The organism is Novipirellula rosea (assembly GCF_039541335.1).
GTDB classification, from domain to species: domain Bacteria; phylum Planctomycetota; class Planctomycetia; order Pirellulales; family Pirellulaceae; genus Novipirellula; species Novipirellula rosea.
Window position 1 is genome coordinate 184,337 of record NZ_BAABGA010000010.1, and the last position, 21,179, is coordinate 205,515.

The following is a 21,179-nucleotide window of genomic DNA, read 5'->3' on the forward strand; positions in this document are numbered from 1 at the left end:
ACGCTCGACGCCGGCACGATTGGAACATCGCATCGAGTGTCATGGCACTGACCGCCGAAATCAACCGCGATCGCCGCCGTCGTCGCAAGCCGTTCAAGCCCGACGATTTCAACCCCTACACGGCGACCAAGCCCGTTCCGGCGCGAGCTACCGTTCGCCAGGTCGCCAGTCTCTCGGGGGCAGCGTTTCACCCGTCCATTGTCTCTCTTGGACCTTCTGATTCATGTCCCAAGTCCGAGCCGGAGCCGCCTACGTCGAACTGCTGACCAAGGATGCAGCGTTCGTCAAAGGTCTGCGATCAGCTCAGAAGCGACTGCAATCGTTCGGCCAATCAACACGATTGCTCGGCACGAAGTTGATGGGTTTGGGCACCGCCGCCGCAGCCCCTCTGGCCGGTAGCGTCGCGATCTTCTCGAACTTCGACGATGCCATGCGAGGTGTCGCTGCAATCACCCAGGCGACCGAAACGCAGCTGGAGTCGCTCCGCAATACCGCCAAGAAGCTGGGAGCCACGACTAGCTACTCGGCCAGCGAAGTAGCATCGCTGATGACGGAGCTCGGTCGCGCCGGTTTCAAGCCGGAGCAGATCGAACGCATGACTGCCGCCGTGATGAACATGGCTCGAGCGACGGGCACCGATGCGACACAGGCATCCGGCATCATGGCGGCAACGATTCGCCAGTTCAGTATGGAAGCCGGTGATGCCACTCGCGTCGCCGACCGACTGACCGCCGCAGCCAACAAGTCGTTCAACACTGTGGAGTCACTCGGCGAAGCTTTGTCGTACGCCGGCCCGGTCGCTGCGGACGCCAACATGAGTCTCGAAGAGACGCTGGCAATCCTCGGCACGCTCGGCAACATGGGCATCCAGGGTTCGTCGGCCGGTAACGCCATGCGCCGGCTGCTCACCATCAGTGCCGCCGAATCTGAGAAGTTTAAAACCACATTCGGTGTCACCACCAAAGATGCCAAGGGCAACGCCCGTTCGTTGGTCGACATCCTCGGGGAAGTTGCCGCAGCGACCGAAAACATGGGCACGGCGGAGAAGGCCGAGAAACTCAACGAAGTCTTCGGACTGCTCGGCATCACCGCGGCCAGTTCGATCGGCAAGTCGGTGGCCGACACCCGCAAGCTCTACCAGGAACTGCAAAACGCACGGGGGATCGCTGCCAAAACATCCGAGGAGATGGAAGGCGGCCTGGGCGGAGCATTCCGCATTCTAAAATCCTCTATCGAAGGCGTCGCCATCGCAATCGGCGAGTCGCTAGAAGGCAGCGTCACCAGCATGGTCAAAGCGTTCAGCCGCGCGGCGTCCGGCGTCATCGAGTGGATCAACAAGAACCAGAAGATCGTCAAGATTGCCGCGGCAAGTGCTGTGGCAATTTTTACTATCGGTGCGGCACTATTCGTCCTCGGTTCGTTTGCTGCTGCTGCCTCGTTTGCTGTCGGTGGACTCGCCACGATCTTTTCTTTTATCGGGGGCGCCATCGGCGTCATTGTCTCGGCAGTCGGCATGTTATTCACGCCACTCGGCCTAGTTGTTGCCGCGGTCGCAGCCCTCGGTGCCTACTTTCTCTATTCGACCGGCATCGCTGGCCAAGCGATCGAGTATCTCGGCAGCGTCTTCGAAGTCCTCAAAGCGGATACGCTTGCCGCCTTCGGTGCAATCGCTAACGCGCTAGCCGCCGGCGACATCACCGCGGCGGCCGATGTGCTATGGTCCTACCTGAAACTGCAGTGGATTAAAGGCACCACTTTCCTGAAAGCCAAGTGGGCCGAATTCACCCAGTACATCTCCGATGTCTGGGCAGACTCGGCGTATGCCATTGGCGATGTTTTGATCGGTGCGTTATCGGGTCTCGCCGGCGTTTGGAACGACACGCTTGGATTCATGGCCGATGGATGGACGATCCTCACCTCCGCCGTTCAGAAAGGCTGGAACAACACGATTGGCTTCCTCAAGAAGGGATTTCTTAAACTACACGAACTCGTTGACATCGCGGGCGATGTTGCAGTCCAGATTGGAGGCGTGCTGATCAACGCTCTTGCCGGCGTCGAAAAAGCCTGGGTAGAAACCGTCGACTACTTGGCCGACACCTGGACCGTGTTTGTTGGTCAGGTGAAATCAATGTGGAACTCCACCGTGGGATTTCTGAAGAAAGCCTGGATCAAGCTGAAGGCACTGTTCGACGATGACATCAACGTCGATGTTGAAATGGCAAAGATCGATGCTGACACCCGCGCTGCCGATGCGGCCGAAGATCAACAGCGTCAACAAGCGATTATCCAACGGCAACAACGTCGATCGAAACGTAAGCATCAAATCGAAGCGAATCGCGTTGAGATGCAGAAAGGCATCGCCGACCAGCTCGCTGCACGCAGGAAAGCTCGCGAAGGTCAGAACATCGACGCCGACATGCGGGCGATCGACGCAGAGACCGATGCAAAGAACGCCGTTGTCGACCAATCCAGGGAGCAACAATTTCGCGGCAACGACGCTGCGCATACAAAGCGTCAACAGATCATCGACGACGCGACCACGGGCGCGCAAAGTACGCTCGACCAAATGCGAGCCGAATCGAAAGCGGCACGAGAAGCAGGGCGTCCCACTGCGGAAACTCGCCGCAACGATCGCGACGATCAAATTAAAACCGCCCAGGCCGAGTTCGATGCCGCGGTGAATCGAGCCAACAGTGCAACGGCGCCGTCGGATGCTGAATCTAAGTCCGATGATGCTGTCCCTCCGCAACCACTGGCGGCTCCGCCGAAGATGCCCGAACCCGGCGTAGTCGATATTCACAAAGTCGATTTGCCCGGTATCGATGACCCTGAACTTCAGCCTCCGAAACCCAAGGACTTAAAACTCGGCCTTGATCGTGATGCCAAGGATTCGCTGGATCGTTTCTCGTCAGGTCCAGAGACCGATCCAGCACAGACCGCTGCGGCCGGCGATTTTGAGACGCTCGGACTGGGGCTCGGAAGTGGCGCCCGAAAACTTGAGCAGCTCCGGTTGGAGCCAGTCGAGGACGCTGGTGAAGTCATCGTCGCTCCTAAATTGGAGCTTCCTGACAAGGCCGATGCCGCGGTCCCCGCGGAAGTCCCCGAGCCGGTTAAGCCCGAAATGCCTGAATTGGCAATCGAACAGCCAATGCTGGATATCGCTGCTGTTAACGAAGCTCTCGCTTTGGTGCGTCAGTCGCTAAGCGAATTCGACGCAGCGTTATCGGGCACAACCGCATCGCTGCGATTGCCCGCCTCCTCAGGCGACGGCATCACTGACGATATGAAGCGAGCAATCATCGCGACCGCCGAAAACACGCGGCGACTCGTCGAACGCTCCCAGTCGGGAGGCTTGGTGTTCAGCTAATGAGTTTCACTTCGGGAGGTTACAACTTCGACACTGCGGCTCTTTCCGAGAAAGCGTCGCGAGGCAAGTCACACTCGGACTTTGCCGCCTACGTTGCCACCAACGACGGCGACGTTGACCCGACTGCCGCAGCCGACGCAGCCTTTTCCTATTACGATGCTAACCACCATGACCTAGTTCCGTATCTGCAGATCGATGCGGAATACATCAACGCGAGGCACGCCCTGGTCAGTATCACGCTGAATCAAACGAAACTGGATCCTGTTTCGTTCAGCACTACTGGTGCGACGACCCACCTGAACCAATCCTTGCAAACGCGAGGCGTCTACGCGGCGCCGGGTGCCGTTGCTCCCATCTACCACGGAGCGATCGGCGTCAGTGATTCGGGCGTTGCCGGTGTCGACATTACCGTGCCGGCATTCGAGTTCTCGGTACGCAAAAAGTTCGAGTACGTCTCGACGGCGTATCTATTGGCGATGGTCTCGATGACCGGGCGAACCAACTCGTCGCCTTGGTCGATTTTCGCTGCCGGCGAAGCATTGTTCCTAGGTGGCGAAGGAGGTGAGGATGAAAACAACTGGGTCGATGTCACCTATCATTTCGCAGCTCGGCCCAACGAGTCGAACCTGACGATCGGTAACATCAGCGGCGTCGAAAAATACGGATGGGATTACTTGTGGGTCAAACACGGCGAGAAAGTCGTGGGTGATCGGGTGCTGCAGGTTCCAGAGGCCGCCTACGTCGAACAGGTATATCGCGGTGGTAATTTCGGCGTGCTGGGGATTTCGTAAACGATGGCACGACGCGTCCGTCCCGGCGATCCATTCCATATCACCGCGGCAGAATACAACCGTTTGCTCGCCGCGGCGGATGCGGCCCATCGCAACCGGTTGCCGGGTGGTGGCGGTCCGCGCACACATGTGCGAAACGCAGCGACTGTCCGCGTCCATAACACGTCGGCAGCGACCATTCCAATTGGCGGCATCGTCGGCTTCAATTCGCCACTGACCGATCCAACGGTGGGACCGACTGAACTTGCACGCTTCGTTCGCGATGCGACGATCCAGTGCGTTATCCCTAACGAACAGGAACACACCGGTCGCGTTGGGGTTGCCATCGAACCGATTGCGGAAGACAAGGTCGGCCGCGTCGTGTTCGATGGCGTTGTGGCTGCGCGAGTCAACGTCGTCAAGACATGGCACAAGTTTGCGGACGTGGGTGAATCCGGGGGCGATACACTTCAGTCCAAACCGGATGGATCTGCCCAAATCCTCTGGCGAAATGATCCCAGCCAACTTGGCGAGCAGTGGGCGGTGGTTCGCGTTGGCCGGTCTGCGGCTCAGGTTTACTTCATCGAAGTTCCCGCCGGTGGCATCGCGGAACGCCGAGGTATGCGCACGGGCAGTGCCGATTGCGACCTCTACCAACTCGACGAAGCAGGCGACGTTGAGCCCGTCGCTGATCCAGACGGCAACACGGTCCGGATTACCGCTCGGAATCATTCAGCACAGCGAATCCGCGGGCCGATTGCCGACTCGCCCAGACAATACCTGCAAGTAAGCTTCGATGGGCAGCGTTCGTGGGTGATCGACCCACCGAAACAAACGCTTCTATGTAAGCCCACGAAACGCATGAAAGCAAAGTCTTGGGGTGTTGCCCGAGAGCTGCGATTCGATGGGACTCGCTGGATACCACTTGGACCGCGTGTGTCGGTCTACAATGTCTGCGACTACGCGTTACTTGCAAGTCAACAGATTATCTGTCACTTCCATGAAGACACCAGCAGCTACCTGACTATCGGATGTCGCTGTTGCGACGGCAGCAGTTCGTCCAGTTCGTCATCGTCGAGCAATTCTTCTTCGAGCGGATCGTCTTCGTCTAGCTCATCGGAATCGCATTCATCGAGTGTCTCGTCTAGCAGCAGTAGCTCGTCATCCTCATCGTCGAGCAGTGGGGCTAGCAGCAGTTCGTCAGATAGTTCGAGCATCAGCGGATCGAGCTCATCAAGTACGTCGTCGAGTCCCAGCAGTTCGTCGTCACATTCTAGCAATGCATCATCAAGTTCAGATTCCAACTCATCGAGTGGCAGCTCCTCTCTAAGTAGCGTTTCGTCCTCATCATCACCCTCGGTGTCGGACAGCAGTTCGTCATCCGGCAATTCCGCATCTTTTAGCAACTCGGAGATCTCGTCCTCATCATCCGGGTCGTCATCGAGCCACTCCGAATCATCGAGCAGCGTCAGTAGTCACTCTAGCAATTCCGGCAGCACGCTGTCGCTCAGTAGTTCGACGTCGAAATCGACAAGCGAATCGTCCGGCGGGGAATCGTCGGCGAGTGAGTCGATCGGTTCCGTCTCAAGCGTTTCGCATAGCGAATCGAAGAGCGACTCGGACTCTCGCTCCGAAAGCTCGCCATCGCACAGTTGGGATGTGTCGGCAAGCAGCCTCAGTGGATCAGATACGAGCGACTCAGAATCGCATTCCGAGTCCGCTTCTGTGTCACGATCAACCAGCAGATCGGACAGCGATTCCAATAGTGAACCGAGTGTCGATGAGAGCTCTGGCTCACGGCACGATTCCATCAGCGAATCACGATCGTATCTCGGCAGTACTTCCGGTTCCGATAGTAATGCGTCCACCAGCGTGCCGGCATCATCCAGCGGCTCTGGCTCGTTATCCACTTCACGATCGACAAGCGACTCAGAATCCGACGGTTCCGACAGCGATCGCCCCAGCCAAAGTCACTCCATCGAGGAACCTTCCCATGACAGCAGCGGCAGCAGCGAACCGTGTTACAGCACTTGGGTTTGGTCCTGCGGATGGGAATTACTCGAAAGCGACTGTGACGATCCCGGTGAACCGCCCTCAAGCACAGGAAGTTACGACGGCCAGGTGACGGAGATGACCGCATGATCCATTGTCCTCACCTATCCGGCGACAACGTGTGCTCGGTTGCCACCAGCCTGGCCGAATGCCAAGTCAAAACTTCGCCAGCGGCTTGCAACGCGTGCCAGAACGAAAGCAATCCACGAGCGATTAACGTGGTCACGATCGGCATGGCGTTGGTCAATCGCAAACGCCGCCGCAAAAACATCTCGCAATTGCAAACAATGCTCGGCAGCTATCTGCCGGAGGGCGATGTCTCGCCTGCAACGCTGAGGATCACCGATTACCGGCCCGGTCCGGGAAACGAACTGAAAAACATGCTTGCATGGTTCGCAAAGCCGAGCGAAACGTGCAACTGCGAAACGCGAGTCGACACGATGAACGACTGGGGCGCCGAAGGCTGCCTGCGAAACATCGACACGATCGCCGACTGGTTACTCGAAGAAGCTCAATTGAGAGGAATGCCCCATGGAAGGTTCACTCGCATCATCGCCAAGTCACTCGTTCAAACTGCCGTCCGAAAGTTCCTACGCAAATTCCCCGACGGAGCACCCGAGCCGAATGACAACGAGGATCGCGATTGATCGGCCGATCGTCGAGCGATGCTTTCTGATGAACCTCGATCGGCGCGAGGATCGGCTCAAAGAGTGGATGGAGCAACTTCCCGATCCTTGGCCGTTTCCTCATCCCGAGCGTTTTACGGCGATCGACGGACGTCGCGTCGCGACGCCGCCCCAGTGGCGTGCCGGAAACGGAGCGTGGGGTTGTTACCGTTCGCACGCATTGATCCTCGAAAAATGCCTGATCGAGCGTATCGATTCGTACGTAGTCTTCGAAGACGACGCCGGGTTCTGCGAAGGCTTCGCTCAACAACTCAAAGCCTACGTCACCGAGTTGCCTGCCGATTGGGGACTCGCGTATCTCGGTGGCCAGCATCTTTATGCGGGTAAACACCCGCCGCACAAAATCAGCGAGCACGTTTACCGGCCGTACAACGTTAACCGAACTCATGCGTTTATGGTTCGTGGTCGTGAAAACATGAAAGTTTTGTACCGACATCTCCACTGGAGCGATTGGCACTCAAAACACCACATCGATCATCATCTTGGGCGATTGACCCAGCGCCGCTACCAATCACTTGTGCAAGGCAAGAACGTCGACAAAGAGTCGATTTCGGTCTACGCCCCCGACCGCTGGCTCGTCGGGCAACTACCGACCAAGTCCAATATCTGCGGTCGCAAGTGGGAACAGACACGCTTCTTCAACGACGCCCGCAACGCCGACCATTCGGACGCCCCTTTCTTCGCGGTGCTCGGTCCCCATCGCTCGGGGACATCCTGTGTCGCCATGGTTATGCATCATCTTGGCGTCCATATGGGCAACCAGCTCGGCGGTTATGAAGCGACCGGCGGTGGCGAAGCCGTCGGATTGGCCCAGCTTTGTGAAAAGGCGATGCGATTTCCCGCCGTCGATCCCACGATGTCGGATGAGCAGCTGACACAACAGCTGAAGTCATGGATTGTCACCCGCAAAGCGGAAGCAAATCGCGACAAGACAGTGGCCGGCGGTAAATACCCGCATCTGTGCCGGTTTGTCGAGCATCTTCATGCTGGCCTCGGGGGTTCACTGAAGGTCATCAGCGTCGAGCGTGACATCGCGGCGTCTATTCGAAGCCTGCAAAACCGATCCGAAAAACATCGAGGCCAATGGTTTGCTGCCAATGATGAGCAATGCGAGCGTCTCCAACGCAGCCTGATGCTGCACCGTGATGCATTCCTGGAAAAGCATCCCGAGATCGACGTCTTCCGCATCGAGTTCGCCGAGTTGACCACACATCCCGAAGAAGTCATTCGCAATTTGATCGAATTCCTTGGCATCCAGCCAACCGACGAGGAGATCGCCTCGGCCATCGACCACGTCAATCCTGAACTGCGGAAGTTCGGCTGAGCTCCAAGGCGTTGCCCAACAATTTGAGAAACCAAAACGCGTGATTACTTGCTCTGTATTCCTACATCACGACGATGATCCGGTGACCCGCGATCACTTTGCGAGACTCCAGCGTTTCTCGTCCGGTCCGACCGTCGCCGTCTCCTCCGCAACGCCACTTGCAACCGGGGAGTCCATCGCCGACTTCTCGCATTCGCTTTGGCGAGCCCAAGTCGAACAGCGTCCGAAACTCAAAGCGAAATCAACGGACTTGCTTCTGATCGATTGGTTTCGCAATCGTCGCGTATCCGCAGATCGATACTTCATTGTCGAGTGGGATACCCTGGTCAACCAGTCCATCGACGATCTGCTATTACCCGTGACACAGTTTCCACTCGCGGCGCCGTCCATCCGTTTGTCCCATCGAGAGCCAGAGTGGTTTCGCCGCCAGCGACCGCACATCCCGGCTGACTTGCGACCACTAGCAACGGGCATGGTTCCCTTCTCTTGCATCATGGTATCGCATGCGGTGCTCAACCAGATTGCCATGCTCTATACCGAGGATCTGATGGGGCTCGGCGAGGTAACCGGCGAATTGCGGTTTGCAACGCTAGCGGCCCGCTGTGGGATAACTCCCGTCAGTATTCCGAGTTTACATCGTGTCACCTGGATGCCGTTTCGGCCGATTGGGTTGGGCGCGACGATCTATCACCCCGTCAAACTGCCGTACGTTGACCCTCATCCGTGGATGGAGGCCGACGAAATTGCGGCTTTGGAATCACTTCTTCAGCCACACTTTCACGTCCTAGAGTATGGCTGCGGACACTCAACATTTTGGTTGGCTGATCGAGTGGCGAAAGTAACTACCGTTGAGCACAACTCCAAGTGGCTCGCACGCGTCACACCGTTTCCGCCCAACGTGGAGGTCCTCTTCGCACCGCCAGCCTGGCCATGTCCCAAGTTTGGACCGGCCGAACCAGGGCAATTTGAAGACTACATCCACGCCGCAACTGATCGGACGCCCGACCTCGTGCTGGTCGATGGACGCGCCAGAGTCCCCGCCTGTCGCCACTGGGCATCCAGAACGCCGACCATTCTTCACGACGCGCATCGGTCACGCTACGGCGAACTTCGAAAACAGTTCCTAGCCGGAAGCCTCGCCAGGATACTACCGGAGGAATCGCCGAATGAAACTCAGTGAGATCACCTTTTGCATCAAGACGATCCATCGCCCATGGTCTTGTCACCGGCTGGTTGAATCGCTTCATCAGCATATCGAGAGTCCCAACATCATTGTCGTGGACGACGGCCTGCCCGAGACAAGGTTCAGCGGCAAGTACCCTGAAACCGCAAAACGCTGCACCGTGATCAACCTGGACCAGCACGACGTCGGTGTGGGTGTCGGCCGCAATACCGTCGTCGATGCAGTGAAGTCCGAATACTTGTTCCTGCTGGACGACGACCACGTTGTGACGCCGAACCTGTATCTCGACAAACTAATCGAACGCTTCGATAACTTTGACGTTGACCTTCTGGGTGTCCGGCAAGGATCCGGCGGTCGGCCGACGATGCTATCGCCGTTGATGAACAGTCAGCGAATTTGGATGCATCGCGGCGAAATCCGGCGAAACGGCCACGTCGCTTGGTGTCACATGTCCTCCAATGCGTTTCTCGCTCGCACCGAAACGATCCGGTCCCTTCGGTGGGACGAAGAGCTGAAGACGTACGAGCACTGGGAGTTCTTTTACCGTGCAAAGCTGGCTCAGCTACAGGTGGCGGTCTCTGGCGATTGTTTCATTCGCCACGCCCACGTGACGAGTGACGCTTACCGTCCCCTCCGCGGACGTTCAAAGTTCCGCTCGATGGGACTTCGTAAGCACGGATTCCATTCGATGCGTTATCCCGGAGGCCAGATTGTCCGTGCGTGATCAAGTTACTTTTTGCATCAAAACGATTCATCGTCCCCAGTGCTGTGCCGCCCTTGTTCGCAGCATTCACCAGCACTGCGCTGAGGATCGCCCCGCGATTCACGTACTCGATGATGGCAAACCCGAATTGCGATTCTCGACCAATTGTCCCACTGAAGCGGCAATGGTCGATCGTATCATCGAGACGAAATACGACATCGGACTTTCCGCAGGGCGCAACCGCCTTCTCGATGCCGGCGAAACTCCGATCGTGGTCTTCGCTGACGACGACCATCTGGTCACCGAACAAACAAAACTGGTTGACCTGGTCAAAACGCTAAACAAGCATCATGACCTCGACCTGCTCGCCGCTCTATCGAATCAGCAAGAACGCCCGAAGTTAATGCGAGTCGATGGAAAGACGCTACGGATCCCTCGCGGCTATTACCGACAGCGCGGCTCGATTCGTTGGTGCCACTATGTCGGCAACTGTTTCGTCGCCTATCGCGACATCCTGCAAGCGATCCGGTGGGATGAATCGCTCAAGGTCGAAGAGCATTGGGATTTCTTCTGGCGATGCAAGATTGCCGGCGTCAACGTTGCCTGTGATATCAATCATTCGTTTCGCCACGAGCACGTCGATCCGCCAGGATACATTCGGCGGCGGCCACAGTTCCTCAAAGCAGCACTTAGGAAACACGGATTAGAGAAAGTGATTTGGCGATGATTGACATACCAGCATTGGAATACCACCTCGCACACGGTTGCAATCTGTCGTGTCAGCAGTGTAGCCACTACAGCAATTTTCGTCTCGCAGGAAAATTGCCGACACCGGCGGATGCTCGCCGCGAGTATTCACCGTGGTCGCATCGCGTTCGGCCTCGCCGTTGCGCCCTGCTCGGCGGCGAGCCGCTCTTGAACCCGCATTTGATCGAGCACTTGCGTTTGGCCCGCGAGTGTTGGCCCGATTCCAACTTGATGCTCGTTACGAACGGCTTTTTCTTCGATCGTCATCCCGATTTGCCTGCGACGTTGGTGGACACCAATTGCCGTCTCGAAGTCAGCCAGCATGGCACGCGTCAGCCGTATATGGATCGTTTCAACGCGGTAAAAAGAACAGTGTGGCAATGGCGAGCCGACTATCCCGCAATCCGAATCAAGATCCGCCAGTCACATCGTGGCTGGATGCGGCAGTATCGAGTCGAAGACGGCAAGCCGATGCCTTTCGATTCAAATCTCGAGTCCGCCTACCGCGTCTGCATGCAGAAAACTTGCACACAGTTGTTTCGTGAACGCTTGTGGAAATGTCCCGCGTTGGCCTACTTTGCCCTTATGCAACAACGACTAAAACTCGAAACCATCCCCGCGTGGCAACTTTTCCGCGACTACAAGGCATGCCCTGCATCGGCCAGTGATGAGGAACTGCAAACGTTCGTCGAGGCGAAAGCGATCCCGCAATGTGGACTGTGCCCAAGCAATCGTGTGCCGTTCAAACATCGAGATCCAACCCAGAGTGGAAAGATCTGACGACGTAGTAAGATCAACGAGAAGTAAGGCGATCTCTCCAACCGCCTTAGATTCTCCTCCTCTTATGCCGTGCTTCGTGTGAATGCGGTGGTTATCCGCCGTTGTGAATCAGCAGGAAGTGAAGGCAATGTCCGGGCCGAAAATCCCATCCGAATAAAACGGGATCGACCCTGACACGCAATTGTGGATCAACTGAGCCATGCCGTAGTCGTAGACAACGTAGTCTATCCGACCAACAACGGTCTTCCATGTACCAGGTGGTCCATCAACGAGCCAGTTTAGACTGAGTCCTTGGTCGTCGCATCCCCAAGGGAGTATCCCGGGGGCACTTGGATACGCTTCGTAGGTTTGCCCGAGAATGTGATGGCCATAATCTCGTGCGGCACTAAAGAGCGTTTCTGCGGTGAAAGAAATGCTTGGACGATGAGTGATGTTTAACACGCAAAGCTTGAAACGCGAGTCTGAAAAGCATCCAGTTCCGAAAACCTGTAGAAATTCGAGGTAGTCGTTCGGTAATTCTATCGGAGGACCGAGCGCAGGGTGCAATTTGCGTGAGGAACTCAGCGCAACGGCAGATGGTGGAATTACGATATTGGCGATGCGGCTGACCATTTCCATCTCAAGCATCTTCAGTCAGAGAACGTTGGAATTTATTGGGCGGCGGGAGTTGATCACCCACTTGAAAACACCTTACCACCGCCGCTCAAGTGCAATTCTCTGGTTATCCGCCGCGATCGGATCCGGCGGGAACATCGTAAGACAAGACAACCTTAGTCACTTCAGCTTCGGCGACTGATCCAAGACGTTGATCCAGCTCCTTTTCGATTCGGTCCTTTAGTTCGGTCAAAGTGAATGGAAAGATCGGCTTCATGTCGCTCAGCGATCTATCGGTCACTCCAGTCATGTGCAGCGCAATTCGCGTCGATTTACGGTCAGATGGTGGACCAATCGGATCAAGAATCTCGACATCAACAATCAAGTCGTCAAAATCCAATGCAAATTGTAGTGTAGACGCAAGCGCGGCGGTCTCCGCGTCAACAAATGAGACGCGTGTTGAATTCGTATAGCCGTCAATTTCCATACGGCCAAGAGACCGCGTCACAACGGCGACTGCGAGCGCTGCTAGAGCAACGCCGATCATGATTGTACGAAGCGAGAATTGCAAACTTTATCCTATTGTTCAGTCGGATAACGGTCCCCGTCACCGAGGACGGGCGATTGAGATTCCAGTCGAGTAAACACGCAAGCCGTCCTTCGGACAAGTAGAACGGAGTCGCTCGGCTGTTAGAATACGCTTTGTATTCACGGTTTGCCACAAATTTCTCCTTGTGGTGCCACGGTATTTGATCCGTGTCCAATTGATCACCGAACCCTCTCAGAACCGGACTGACGCCGTTAACGCATCCGGCAGTCAGCCAATACCTTTCACCCTCACTACCTCTCTGTTTACGCTTCAACCAACCACTTCAGCTCATGATGCTTATAGGTTGGCTGCAATACTCGATACTGAGCCTGTGGCTAACAGTTACTCAGGCGATCCTTCACACCCGCTAGTCTTCAAGACCTTGCCAGTCCGCACGTTCACGCGATGGTTATTTGGCAGATCCGGGGGAGTCGTCTAGTGCTCCAAGATGCTCACCTTTCGTTGTGCAAATGATTTCGCCAGTTGTGAGAACTAGCCGCGTGCCGCGATTGACAAATCCGAAATCAACCGCATCGGGCAGTCGGGTTTCAGTAACGATGTTTCCATTGTGGCGAGCAATAGCCAGCAGTGTGAACGGCCCACCCTTCTCGTAGGGCCATGATATCGCCAAAAAGTGTTTGGAATCTTCGTTGTAGCCCACATCCAATGCGTGGACACCATCCGGGAAGCTTAGTTCCCAGACTTCCTTCCCGGTTTCGACATGATAACACGTCACCGGCCCTCCACTTTCGGAGATGCACATAAATTCAGGCGAAAACGCGTAGTCAATAACCGCAAACGACTTTCGCTTCACCGTAGCAACATGTTTGAGTCGTCGGTCTGTGATTCGGATGTCTCGTTCAACACTGTCAATTACGAGGTATTCGTCGTATGGGCTCTCGACAAGATCCTTTGCGCCGTAAAGAACCTTCTTAAACCAATTAAAACGAAGCGTTTCACCAGTCTGAACGTCCAATTGCGAGATAATTCCGCGATGATGAGAGCAGAGTAAAGTGTTGCCATCGAGCGAGAATCTAACCTTTTGAACCTCGTCAACGTCAGTTCTTTGCCACAGTTGCTCACCTTGCATGTCGGTGAGCGTTAGGTTGTTGCTGTTGTACGACGCAATCGCGCAGAAAACGCCGTTGGGATCTATCGCAAGTCGCGACCCACCAAAATCAAGGTCGGAGTCAAATCTGGAAACCCGAGCGCCGGTCGCGAGATCAAAGATGTGAACGACACCCTTGGATGCGCCGAAGGCAACGGCAGAGCCATCGAATGATGTCGCGACGTGCCGAAATGGTTTCCGTGTCTCATCCATATGCGTTGCCAAATAACGGTAGACATCACCGGGGACGGGCGAAAGACTTGCAAGCAAACGAAAAACCGTACCACCCGTCCTCCGGGGCATGGAATGGTTACCCGTCGTCGTCGTTCGGGTTGTCCGCGTCCGGCTTGATTAGCCGTGCACCGCAACCGTCGCAAAACGCGTCCGAGCGTAACATAGCGCCGCAATTACCACACGATAGAATATCATCGAAATACGAACCGGACACACGTCCTGCGTAATCAAGTCCACCGTTTCGTTTTAGAAGACGGATGATCTCAGCGAGCGACCGGAACAGTAACCAGTTTAGAAAGGCACCGAAGGTTGTTAGTGCGGCGGAGTAGAGTCCGCTCGACATGATCATCCAGGTAGATGCAGCCACGCCGAGAAACAGCACCATGAGTGCAGCAAAATCGAGGATGGATTCTATCGCAATTCCGTTGATGCGTCGACGTTTCGGAATCGCGCTCGCGGTTACCATATCGCCTCCGTACGACCCAGGTCGCGGCTTCCGGCAATTTGAACAGATATTGACGCCGAGTTCAGTTGCAGAATTGCAGGAAGGACAAACCCAAGGCATTGCGTCGTCGTAAGTTTAAAGGTGTCTCAGTCGGGTAACGGTGGCGATGACCGAGTCGCCGTGATCGATCATCCACCTGAAAACGCGCTGTCGGCGACTTCGCGTCCATCGCATTGTTCTGTCGTCGCTTCCTGCTGAAAACGCCGAAACGTGATCCCGAAAAATAAAGCGAGGCCGCCAAAGCTAAATCCCAACAACGATCGCCCTCCAATATAGCACCAACGATCCAACGAATCGCCAGAGAGGACACCAAACGAAGTTCCCGTAAGTGTACGAATACCCTGTGCCACGAATCCAGTTGCAAGAGAGTCGACCGCCCAGCCAGCGAGAAGGACACCAATGGCAAGAAGCCAATGGCGGCGCCATGCAATGAGTTGAGTAAACAATACGGCGGCTGGAATTAGTGAGAGCAACAAATAGATCGTCTGTTCTTTGAAGTTTTGAGAAAGTGTCGAAGAACTGTAGCCAGTCCGAGGGGCAAACTCTGAGTTGAGGAATCGAATCCATACGAAAATAACTGCGGCTAGCGCAGTCCACGACAACAGGTCCAGGATCGAGATAGGATTAGTCGAAGATAGGCTGACACCTTCGTCAAGTTTCCAGCGAAATACGCGAAACAAAGGCAGAAACAACAACACGGTGTAGAGCACTGGCAGAATGGTAATCAAGGGTCGGCCGTACGATTTATAAGCCAAGCCGGGCAGCTGAAATGCAGGCACCGTGCTTGTCCACCAATCCTGGGTCGCGTCAAAAAGCATGCCTCCGTATCCGAACGCCACAAAGTACATCATCAAACGGCCCCAAGTTGACCACGATCGCCACGATCGAATACGCCCAGCTACCCAGAATGCGAGAATAAGACCAAGCGAATCAAACCCCCAAAGGACGTAACCGAGTGGTCGAAGAGAAGGTCGTTGCTGATATATAGTCTGGATGCACGCGATCGTGATGGCGCCGGTCAACAAGAGTGCCAATGTGAAGATGATGCGGCGCCACAATACAAACGTGATCATATGTCGTAAGATTCGATTGAACGCCTGGAGACAGAACGTCCGCCATCACGGGGTGGCGGGAGTTGACCTTGATTTCGGAACACGATGACCACCGCCACTCCCGTGTCCATGCCTTGGTTCGTCGTTTACTACCTCGTCAACCAGTTTAGCTCTTCAATCAGGTTAGGATCGCCAGGAGCGTTTTCTAGCCACCGTGTGAGCAACGTAATATGGTCGGCGCAGGCCGGCGTGTCCAGGAATGGTTCAACGAATTGGCGATCGATCTCGGCTAAACATCGAAAAGCAGTGCCACGGCAAGTAACCAAGGGATAATCATCTGGGCGTCTAGCTGACCCGATCAGCTCTTCAAGCCGTGTGCGTGTTTCTTGCGGCGGGACACTCAAGAGCGAGAGTGCGTGGATCGACGTTCCCGCGATTTGAATGTGACGACACGTGGGAAGCGAAAGCAGCCATTCAAGAATGCTGGCGTGCAACGCGTTGGCATCATCGTATCCCGAGGCATTTACAATCGTGCTTAACGACATGGCGCCGTGCGAGACCAGGCGCTGTTCAAAGTTCGATAGTTCACTGACGTTCAGATCGATTGCCTTGCATCGCGAAAGAAGCTGGGCAATGTAAGGCGATCCTGACTCGCCCTCTGCGGCAAGGAAAAGCGCTGCGTACGCTTGGGCTCGGATCGAGTCGGAACGAAGTGCGCGATCAAAGTCCAAGTCGTTACCTCAGGTCGACGAACGACCGCCATCACCGGGTGGCGGGAGTTGACTTTTCTTTCACAAAACGCTGGGCACCGCCACTCCGGTGGATGGCATGGTTATCCAGGGTTGTAATGCGTCGCGTTGACAATCTGCGGTACGGAGCGAATTGTTCGCCCCTTAACGTCTAGCTCGCACCACAAAACGGCATGCTCAGAGCGGCCATCACCCTTTCGACTTTCAAAAGGCGAGTAATCTGGTCCCGGACGAGCTCCCCAGTTCCATACCCAACGTCGTTTAGCGAATTCTTCAAGTGGTGTTTCCGCGTAGATATTTCCAGGGGAGATCAAAGTCTCCTTGGCGCTCACTCGCAAAACTTCGTATTTCTTCCCCGGAGCGACCGTGACCGTCTCTTCACCAAGTGCCACAGTCGCTTTGTCGCCTCCAAACATTCCCGTTTCCTGTCTCGAACCGAGGTGGAGAGGCCAATGAGTTCCGTTCGATCCGGAAGCACACAAACGAATGCGATTTGGCGAGTAGGTCTTGGGGACGTCCGCAGCTGTTGATGTGCCATTCACAATCGTGATCACAATATCGAAGTTCTCCAACCGTTTCCAATCGCCGTCAGGAGCCTCAATATCGGATTGGAGGATTAGTTGGACGCGAACATCCAATTGGGCGAATGCAGCACCGCCTGTCGAACAGGCAGCCACACAAAGAAAGAGGAGAAGTCGCAAGAGCATGGGTATCTCACGTGGATAACGGCCGAGATCACCGAGTACGGCCAAGGTGATCGCCATTTGCAAAAAACCGGATGCCGTACTTCGGTGAATCTCATGGTTCGCCGCATTCTTGCGTTTGCCGAGGCGTTCTGAAGTCGCTTTCATGCAGCCTGAGCGAAACCAGCGGCTAACGTCGCAGCTGCTTTAATAAAGCACTGAGTGCGTCGTGATTGTCGCTTGTCGTGGAGACGACGAGCGAAAAGTTCTGCGCGTAAGGAGCCATTGTGGAAGGCCCGCCCAGTGCCTCCCAGCTCTTGGGCGAGATCGAAGAATGAATCAGCATGATCATAAGGTTGGGATCATAGTGACCATCCTTTGACCAGACGGGAAGGTCTTCCAGTCGGTAAGTCACTGGGTAGACCTTGGTGTTTTGTGCAGCGGCAACATCATCCGCCGCTGAGACCTCGTGTGATTTATCCTGCGCCAGAGCGACACAACACAAAAGACCAATTCCAAGAACAGAAAGTACGCTAAACGAACGCATCGCAATCTCCAGTTTGGGTTTCAGTGATGAGTCGCAAGATACAGCTAGTCGACGAAATGTGAAACAGCGATTTCGGTTGGTGATCTGTCGGCGAACGGCGGCGATAACCGGGTGGCCGCGGTTGATCATCCATTTGCAAACGCGCTGTCGGCCACTCCGCGTTCATCGCTTGGTTCAAGTAAGCCGCTGTCGCGGCGGTGTGGCTGCTTTATCTCGAGCGTCAGTTTAGCCGATTCTCAGGGCGCTGGCATGTTTTCTTGTTGTTTTTTACTCTCTCAACAAGGATCTACCATGGTTAACTACGATCACCTCCCCGCTGCATCTCGTTACTTCGACGGCAAGCTCTATCAGAACATGAACGACGACCTGCAGCTTGCCGGTATGAGCAAACGCACCGTGCACGGCTACCTGCGAGCCGTACGCCAACTGGCCGACTACTGCGAAAAACGCCCCAACCGGATCACCGAAGCCGAACTGCGGCGATACTTTCTGTACCTCAAGAACGAAAAACAATTCGCGTACGGGTCGATCCGTGTAGCCTTCTCAGGTATCAAGTTCTTCTACTCGCGAACCTGCAAGCGGAACTGGCAGACGCTCGCCACGATGAAGCTGCAGCGGTCCAAAACGATGCCCGAAGTACTCACCATCGAACAGGTCCACCGCATCATCGACGCCTGCCGAGTCGAGCGGATTGCAGCCTTCTTTTGGACGACCTACTCGATGGGCTTGCGGCTTGAGGAAGCTCGCAACCTGCAAGTCGGTGACATTGATTCCCAGCGGATGATGGTTCACATTCATCGAGGCAAAGGCGCCAAAGATCGCTACGTGCCACTGCCGACTTCCACACTTCACTGGCTCCGGCAACACTGGGTGACTCATCAACATCCACGGTTCCTCTTCCCCGCCGAGGGGCGTAATCACAAACAATCGTCTACGGCCAACACCCCGATCCAGACTTCGACTTTGCAAAAGGCGATGGGCAAGATCGCGGTGGAGCTGAAGTTTACCAAGCGTGTCAGTATCCACACGCTAAGACATTCTTATGCCACGCATCTGCTCGAAGCAGGCGTCTCTTTAAAGGTCATTCAACAGTATCTCGGTCATAGCAGCCTGCAGACTACGATGATCTACCTGCACCTGACCGACACCGCCGAGGCGAACGCCAGAGAAACGATCGAACAGATCTTTCGCAGACGTTAAGCGATGCCCACCGTTGCGAGCTGCCTCCGACAGCACGCACCGGCACTGTTTCAAGCTTTTGGCAACCGAGTGCCGCTTCCCATGCGGATCGTCCTGGATGCGATCACCCGCTGCCGCACTGGCGCGTTGGGCCGTGTCCTGATCGAATGCGAGAAGTGTCAAGCGAAACACCTCATCGGTCGCTCGTGTGGCAATCGTCACTGCCCCAACTGCCAGAAGCACAAGACGCAGAGTTGGCTCGCCAAGCAGTCGGAACGACTGTTGCCGGTGCATCACTTCCTGGTCACTTTTACGGTTCCCGAGGAACTGCGTTCGCTGCTGCGCGGCCATCGTCGCGAAGGCTACACCGCCATCTTCGACTGCGGTAGTGACACGATTCGTGACGTGGCGGGTGCCATGCGTTCGCTCGCCGGGTGCCAACTCGGCTTCTTCGGCGTCCTGCACACTTGGGGACGCGATCCCATGGTCTACCATCCGCACGTGCACTTCGTTGTCCCCGGTGGCGGAGTCAACGAAACCGAAGGCTGTTGGCAAGCGACTGCGGAAAACTTTTTCATGCATCACGGTACGGCCTGTCGCGTTTACAAAGAGAAGTTCAAAACGCGACTGGAAGAACTTGAGCTGCTTGATCAGGTCGATCCGAAAGTGTGGCGAAAGAAGTGGAATGTTGACATCAAACCGGTGGGTAACGGCCAAGCGGTGCTGAAGTACTTGGCTCCATACGTTTACCGCGTCGCGATCAGCGACAACCGAATCGTGTCGTGCACCGAAGACTCCGTCACTTATCGCTACACGCCTTCGGGCACAAAGCAATGCAAGCGGCGGACGGTCAGCGGTCTTGATTTCACGGTGGGGTTCTTGCAGCACGTGCTGCCGCGCGGCTTTCAGAAAGTTCGCTACTACGGCTGGATGAGTCCCAACCATCGGATCCGTATCGAGGAAGTCCGCTGGATGGTCTGGTTGTTCTTGGGCTGGACGTTCACGCTGGCAATGTTAGCTCGTAAGAAAAGTCACTCTCCACCAACGAGCCGCTGCACGGACTGCGGTGGTCCGTTGTCGGTCATCAAGATCACTGATCGAAACCACCGGGTGATCTATAGTCGCGGACCACCGCTGGAAAAGGCGAGCTAAACGATGCAGCTTACGATCGTTCGAACCGTCAAAAATGAAGCGTCACCAGGAGTGCGGTCGCAGACGGTCTGCGCAGATCGCGAAAAACGAGGCCCACCGCCGCACTGGCAGACAATCAGGAAACGCACAAAGCGGCCCAGTCGCTGGCTGCAACGTGGCACCCCAGGCCATCTCCGCCACCATCATCAGTCCTGCGGTCACGCGACAAGAAAGCAAAACCCTTCGTAAATTCTCTGGGTGATCGCTGAATCTTCAAAGCGTTCCACCGGCCTTCTTGAACCAAGGCCTTGAACATCGGCTCCGCTCGTGCCTCGCTCCGCGATGTCAAAGCCTTAATTGTTATCGCAGATCGCAGCAAGCATAAATCGAGCATGGTTGCAGTGGCGTTCCGCCCCGTGGGTGGCCCGTCAAGCAGGCAACCGTTGGGATCGACCAGTGAGGCTAGTGTAACGGACTGCGAATACAAGATGTTGCACGATCACAACCGCGGATTCTGCTTGTTACGGCAGCGATGGCATAAATCGCAAATCAGCGCAGGTCACGCCGCTAGTTGCGATAACGGTGCGGTTCAGCGGGCGGCGGCGAACGACTCAGCCATAGCCAAAGCGGCGACCACCGCCGCTCCGTTGCAACTGATGGTTCCCCGTCTATTCTCTATCGCCGTCGATGATAGCATTGAGGATATCCCAGGCGAGCACTTCTTCGCGAACCACGGCATTCGACGAACCAGAGTATTCGTTAAGCATCCGAACAACTAGTCTGCGACCGCGAAGTATCCGAGTCAAGCTTGGCGAGTCAGTAAGAAGTGTCGGAAGTACGCGAATTGTCTCCGAGATGATCAAGTTCATACGTTCATTCGTGTTGGTCGCAGACGGCGACGCGGCAAACGCGATGGATGAGTCGTCGGGATCGAGATAGAACGCGATGCCGTCAACGATGACCAGTTCACCACGCGAGAAACGCGAGGAGGTTGTCCAAGGAAAACGACGTACCAATTCGATAAATCGAGAAATGCGATTGTGAGTCGAAGCGACCGGTGTCGGCGGATGGTACGGATTGGGGTTCGAGTTAGAGGTCAACGATCGTCAGCGTGTTGTCTATGTTTCAGTCGGGGAACGGCGGCGATCAGCGGGCCGGGAAAGTTGATTGTCCATTCGTGAAACCTCGCAAGCCCG

22 protein-coding genes are annotated in these 21,179 nt (G+C 55.6%); 10 read left to right on the forward strand and 12 right to left on the reverse strand.

Features of this window, described 5'->3' with window-relative positions; translation table 11 throughout:
• Window positions 1-223: 223 nt before the first annotated feature.
• Complete coding sequence (locus ABD971_RS04300) at window positions 224-3,367, forward strand: phage tail tape measure protein (protein WP_345319742.1); 3,144 nt, start codon at window positions 224-226, stop codon at window positions 3,365-3,367.
• Window positions 3,367-4,158 (forward strand): hypothetical protein, encoded by a 792-nt coding sequence (locus ABD971_RS04305; RefSeq protein ID WP_345319744.1) that lies wholly within the window; start codon window positions 3,367-3,369, stop codon window positions 4,156-4,158. Before ABD971_RS04300 ends, ABD971_RS04305 begins: the two co-directional genes overlap by 1 nt.
• On the opposite strand, the gene ABD971_RS04310 is transcribed toward ABD971_RS04305, so the two are convergent.
• The 3 genes from ABD971_RS04310 to ABD971_RS04320 form a co-directional block, all read right to left on the reverse strand.
• On the reverse strand, window positions 4,104-4,505 hold the full coding sequence (locus tag ABD971_RS04310; protein ID WP_345319745.1) for a hypothetical protein: 402 nt from the start codon (window positions 4,503-4,505) through the stop codon (window positions 4,104-4,106). The genes ABD971_RS04305 and ABD971_RS04310 overlap by 55 nt on opposite strands.
• Window positions 4,506-5,153: 648 nt before the next feature.
• A complete protein-coding gene (locus ABD971_RS04315; RefSeq protein ID WP_345319747.1) occupies window positions 5,154-5,543 on the reverse strand; it encodes a hypothetical protein in 390 nt (129 codons plus the stop codon).
• 69 nt (window positions 5,544-5,612) lie between these two features.
• A complete protein-coding gene (locus ABD971_RS04320) occupies window positions 5,613-6,047 on the reverse strand; it encodes a hypothetical protein (protein ID WP_345319749.1) in 435 nt (144 codons plus the stop codon).
• Window positions 6,048-6,275: 228 nt separating this feature from the next.
• Between ABD971_RS04320 and ABD971_RS04325 the strand changes: the two genes are divergently transcribed.
• Genes ABD971_RS04325 through ABD971_RS04350 form a run of 6 tightly spaced genes read left to right on the forward strand, consistent with a single transcriptional unit; the run spans window position 6,276 to window position 11,612 of the window.
• Window positions 6,276-6,836 (forward strand): hypothetical protein, encoded by a 561-nt coding sequence (locus ABD971_RS04325; protein WP_345319751.1) that lies wholly within the window; start codon window positions 6,276-6,278, stop codon window positions 6,834-6,836.
• Window positions 6,814-8,199, forward strand: coding sequence for a sulfotransferase (locus tag ABD971_RS04330; RefSeq protein ID WP_345319753.1), 1,386 nt, complete (start codon window positions 6,814-6,816; stop codon window positions 8,197-8,199). Before ABD971_RS04325 ends, ABD971_RS04330 begins: the two co-directional genes overlap by 23 nt.
• 40 nt (window positions 8,200-8,239) lie before the next feature.
• Entirely contained in the window at window positions 8,240-9,379 is a 1,140-nt protein-coding gene (locus tag ABD971_RS04335) for a hypothetical protein (protein WP_345319755.1), read from the forward strand.
• Window positions 9,366-10,106, forward strand: a complete 741-nt coding sequence (locus ABD971_RS04340; protein WP_345319757.1) for a glycosyltransferase family 2 protein — start codon at window positions 9,366-9,368, stop codon at window positions 10,104-10,106. The genes ABD971_RS04335 and ABD971_RS04340 overlap by 14 nt, the downstream gene beginning before the upstream one ends.
• Complete coding sequence (locus ABD971_RS04345; RefSeq protein ID WP_345319759.1) at window positions 10,099-10,812, forward strand: glycosyltransferase family 2 protein; 714 nt, start codon at window positions 10,099-10,101, stop codon at window positions 10,810-10,812. The genes ABD971_RS04340 and ABD971_RS04345 overlap by 8 nt, the downstream gene beginning before the upstream one ends.
• Window positions 10,809-11,612, forward strand: a complete 804-nt coding sequence (locus ABD971_RS04350; RefSeq protein ID WP_345319761.1) for a radical SAM protein — start codon at window positions 10,809-10,811, stop codon at window positions 11,610-11,612. Before ABD971_RS04345 ends, ABD971_RS04350 begins: the two co-directional genes overlap by 4 nt.
• A 108-nt stretch (window positions 11,613-11,720) precedes the next feature.
• Here ABD971_RS04350 and ABD971_RS04355 read toward each other — a convergent pair whose 3' ends face one another.
• From ABD971_RS04355 to ABD971_RS04390, 8 genes are all read right to left on the reverse strand, one after another.
• Entirely contained in the window at window positions 11,721-12,239 is a 519-nt protein-coding gene (locus tag ABD971_RS04355; RefSeq protein WP_345319763.1) for a hypothetical protein, read from the reverse strand.
• 94 nt (window positions 12,240-12,333) lie between these two features.
• Entirely contained in the window at window positions 12,334-12,777 is a 444-nt protein-coding gene (locus ABD971_RS04360; protein ID WP_345319765.1) for a hypothetical protein, read from the reverse strand.
• 427 nt (window positions 12,778-13,204) lie between these two features.
• Window positions 13,205-14,206, reverse strand: coding sequence for a WD40 repeat domain-containing protein (locus ABD971_RS04365; RefSeq protein ID WP_345319767.1), 1,002 nt, complete (start codon window positions 14,204-14,206; stop codon window positions 13,205-13,207).
• Window positions 14,207-14,213: 7 nt separating this feature from the next.
• Window positions 14,214-14,603, reverse strand: a complete 390-nt coding sequence (locus ABD971_RS04370) for a hypothetical protein (protein ID WP_345319769.1) — start codon at window positions 14,601-14,603, stop codon at window positions 14,214-14,216.
• A gap of 167 nt (window positions 14,604-14,770) precedes the next feature.
• The gene (locus ABD971_RS04375; RefSeq protein WP_345319771.1) at window positions 14,771-15,460 is read right to left on the reverse strand and encodes a hypothetical protein; all 690 of its coding nucleotides are present in this window, start codon (window positions 15,458-15,460) and stop codon (window positions 14,771-14,773) included.
• A gap of 383 nt (window positions 15,461-15,843) precedes the next feature.
• Window positions 15,844-16,425 carry a hypothetical protein gene (locus tag ABD971_RS04380; RefSeq protein WP_345319773.1) on the reverse strand — a complete coding sequence of 194 codons (582 nt, stop codon included), beginning with the start codon at window positions 16,423-16,425 and terminating at the stop codon, window positions 15,844-15,846.
• A gap of 101 nt (window positions 16,426-16,526) precedes the next feature.
• Window positions 16,527-17,150 carry a hypothetical protein gene (locus tag ABD971_RS04385; protein WP_345319775.1) on the reverse strand — a complete coding sequence of 208 codons (624 nt, stop codon included), beginning with the start codon at window positions 17,148-17,150 and terminating at the stop codon, window positions 16,527-16,529.
• Between the two features lie 166 nt (window positions 17,151-17,316).
• Window positions 17,317-17,673 carry a hypothetical protein gene (locus tag ABD971_RS04390; protein ID WP_345319777.1) on the reverse strand — a complete coding sequence of 119 codons (357 nt, stop codon included), beginning with the start codon at window positions 17,671-17,673 and terminating at the stop codon, window positions 17,317-17,319.
• Between the two features lie 291 nt (window positions 17,674-17,964).
• Between ABD971_RS04390 and ABD971_RS04395 the strand changes: the two genes are divergently transcribed.
• Both ABD971_RS04395 and ABD971_RS04400 read left to right on the forward strand, forming a co-directional pair.
• Window positions 17,965-18,873 (forward strand): site-specific integrase, encoded by a 909-nt coding sequence (locus tag ABD971_RS04395; RefSeq protein WP_345319779.1) that lies wholly within the window; start codon window positions 17,965-17,967, stop codon window positions 18,871-18,873.
• 3 nt (window positions 18,874-18,876) lie between these two features.
• Window positions 18,877-20,004: an IS91 family transposase gene (locus tag ABD971_RS04400; protein ID WP_345319781.1), complete on the forward strand. Its 1,128-nt coding sequence runs from the start codon at window positions 18,877-18,879 to the stop codon at window positions 20,002-20,004.
• A gap of 647 nt (window positions 20,005-20,651) precedes the next feature.
• Here ABD971_RS04400 and ABD971_RS04405 read toward each other — a convergent pair.
• Window positions 20,652-21,083: a hypothetical protein gene (locus ABD971_RS04405; protein WP_345319783.1), complete on the reverse strand. Its 432-nt coding sequence runs from the start codon at window positions 21,081-21,083 to the stop codon at window positions 20,652-20,654.
• Window positions 21,084-21,179 lie beyond the last annotated feature (96 nt).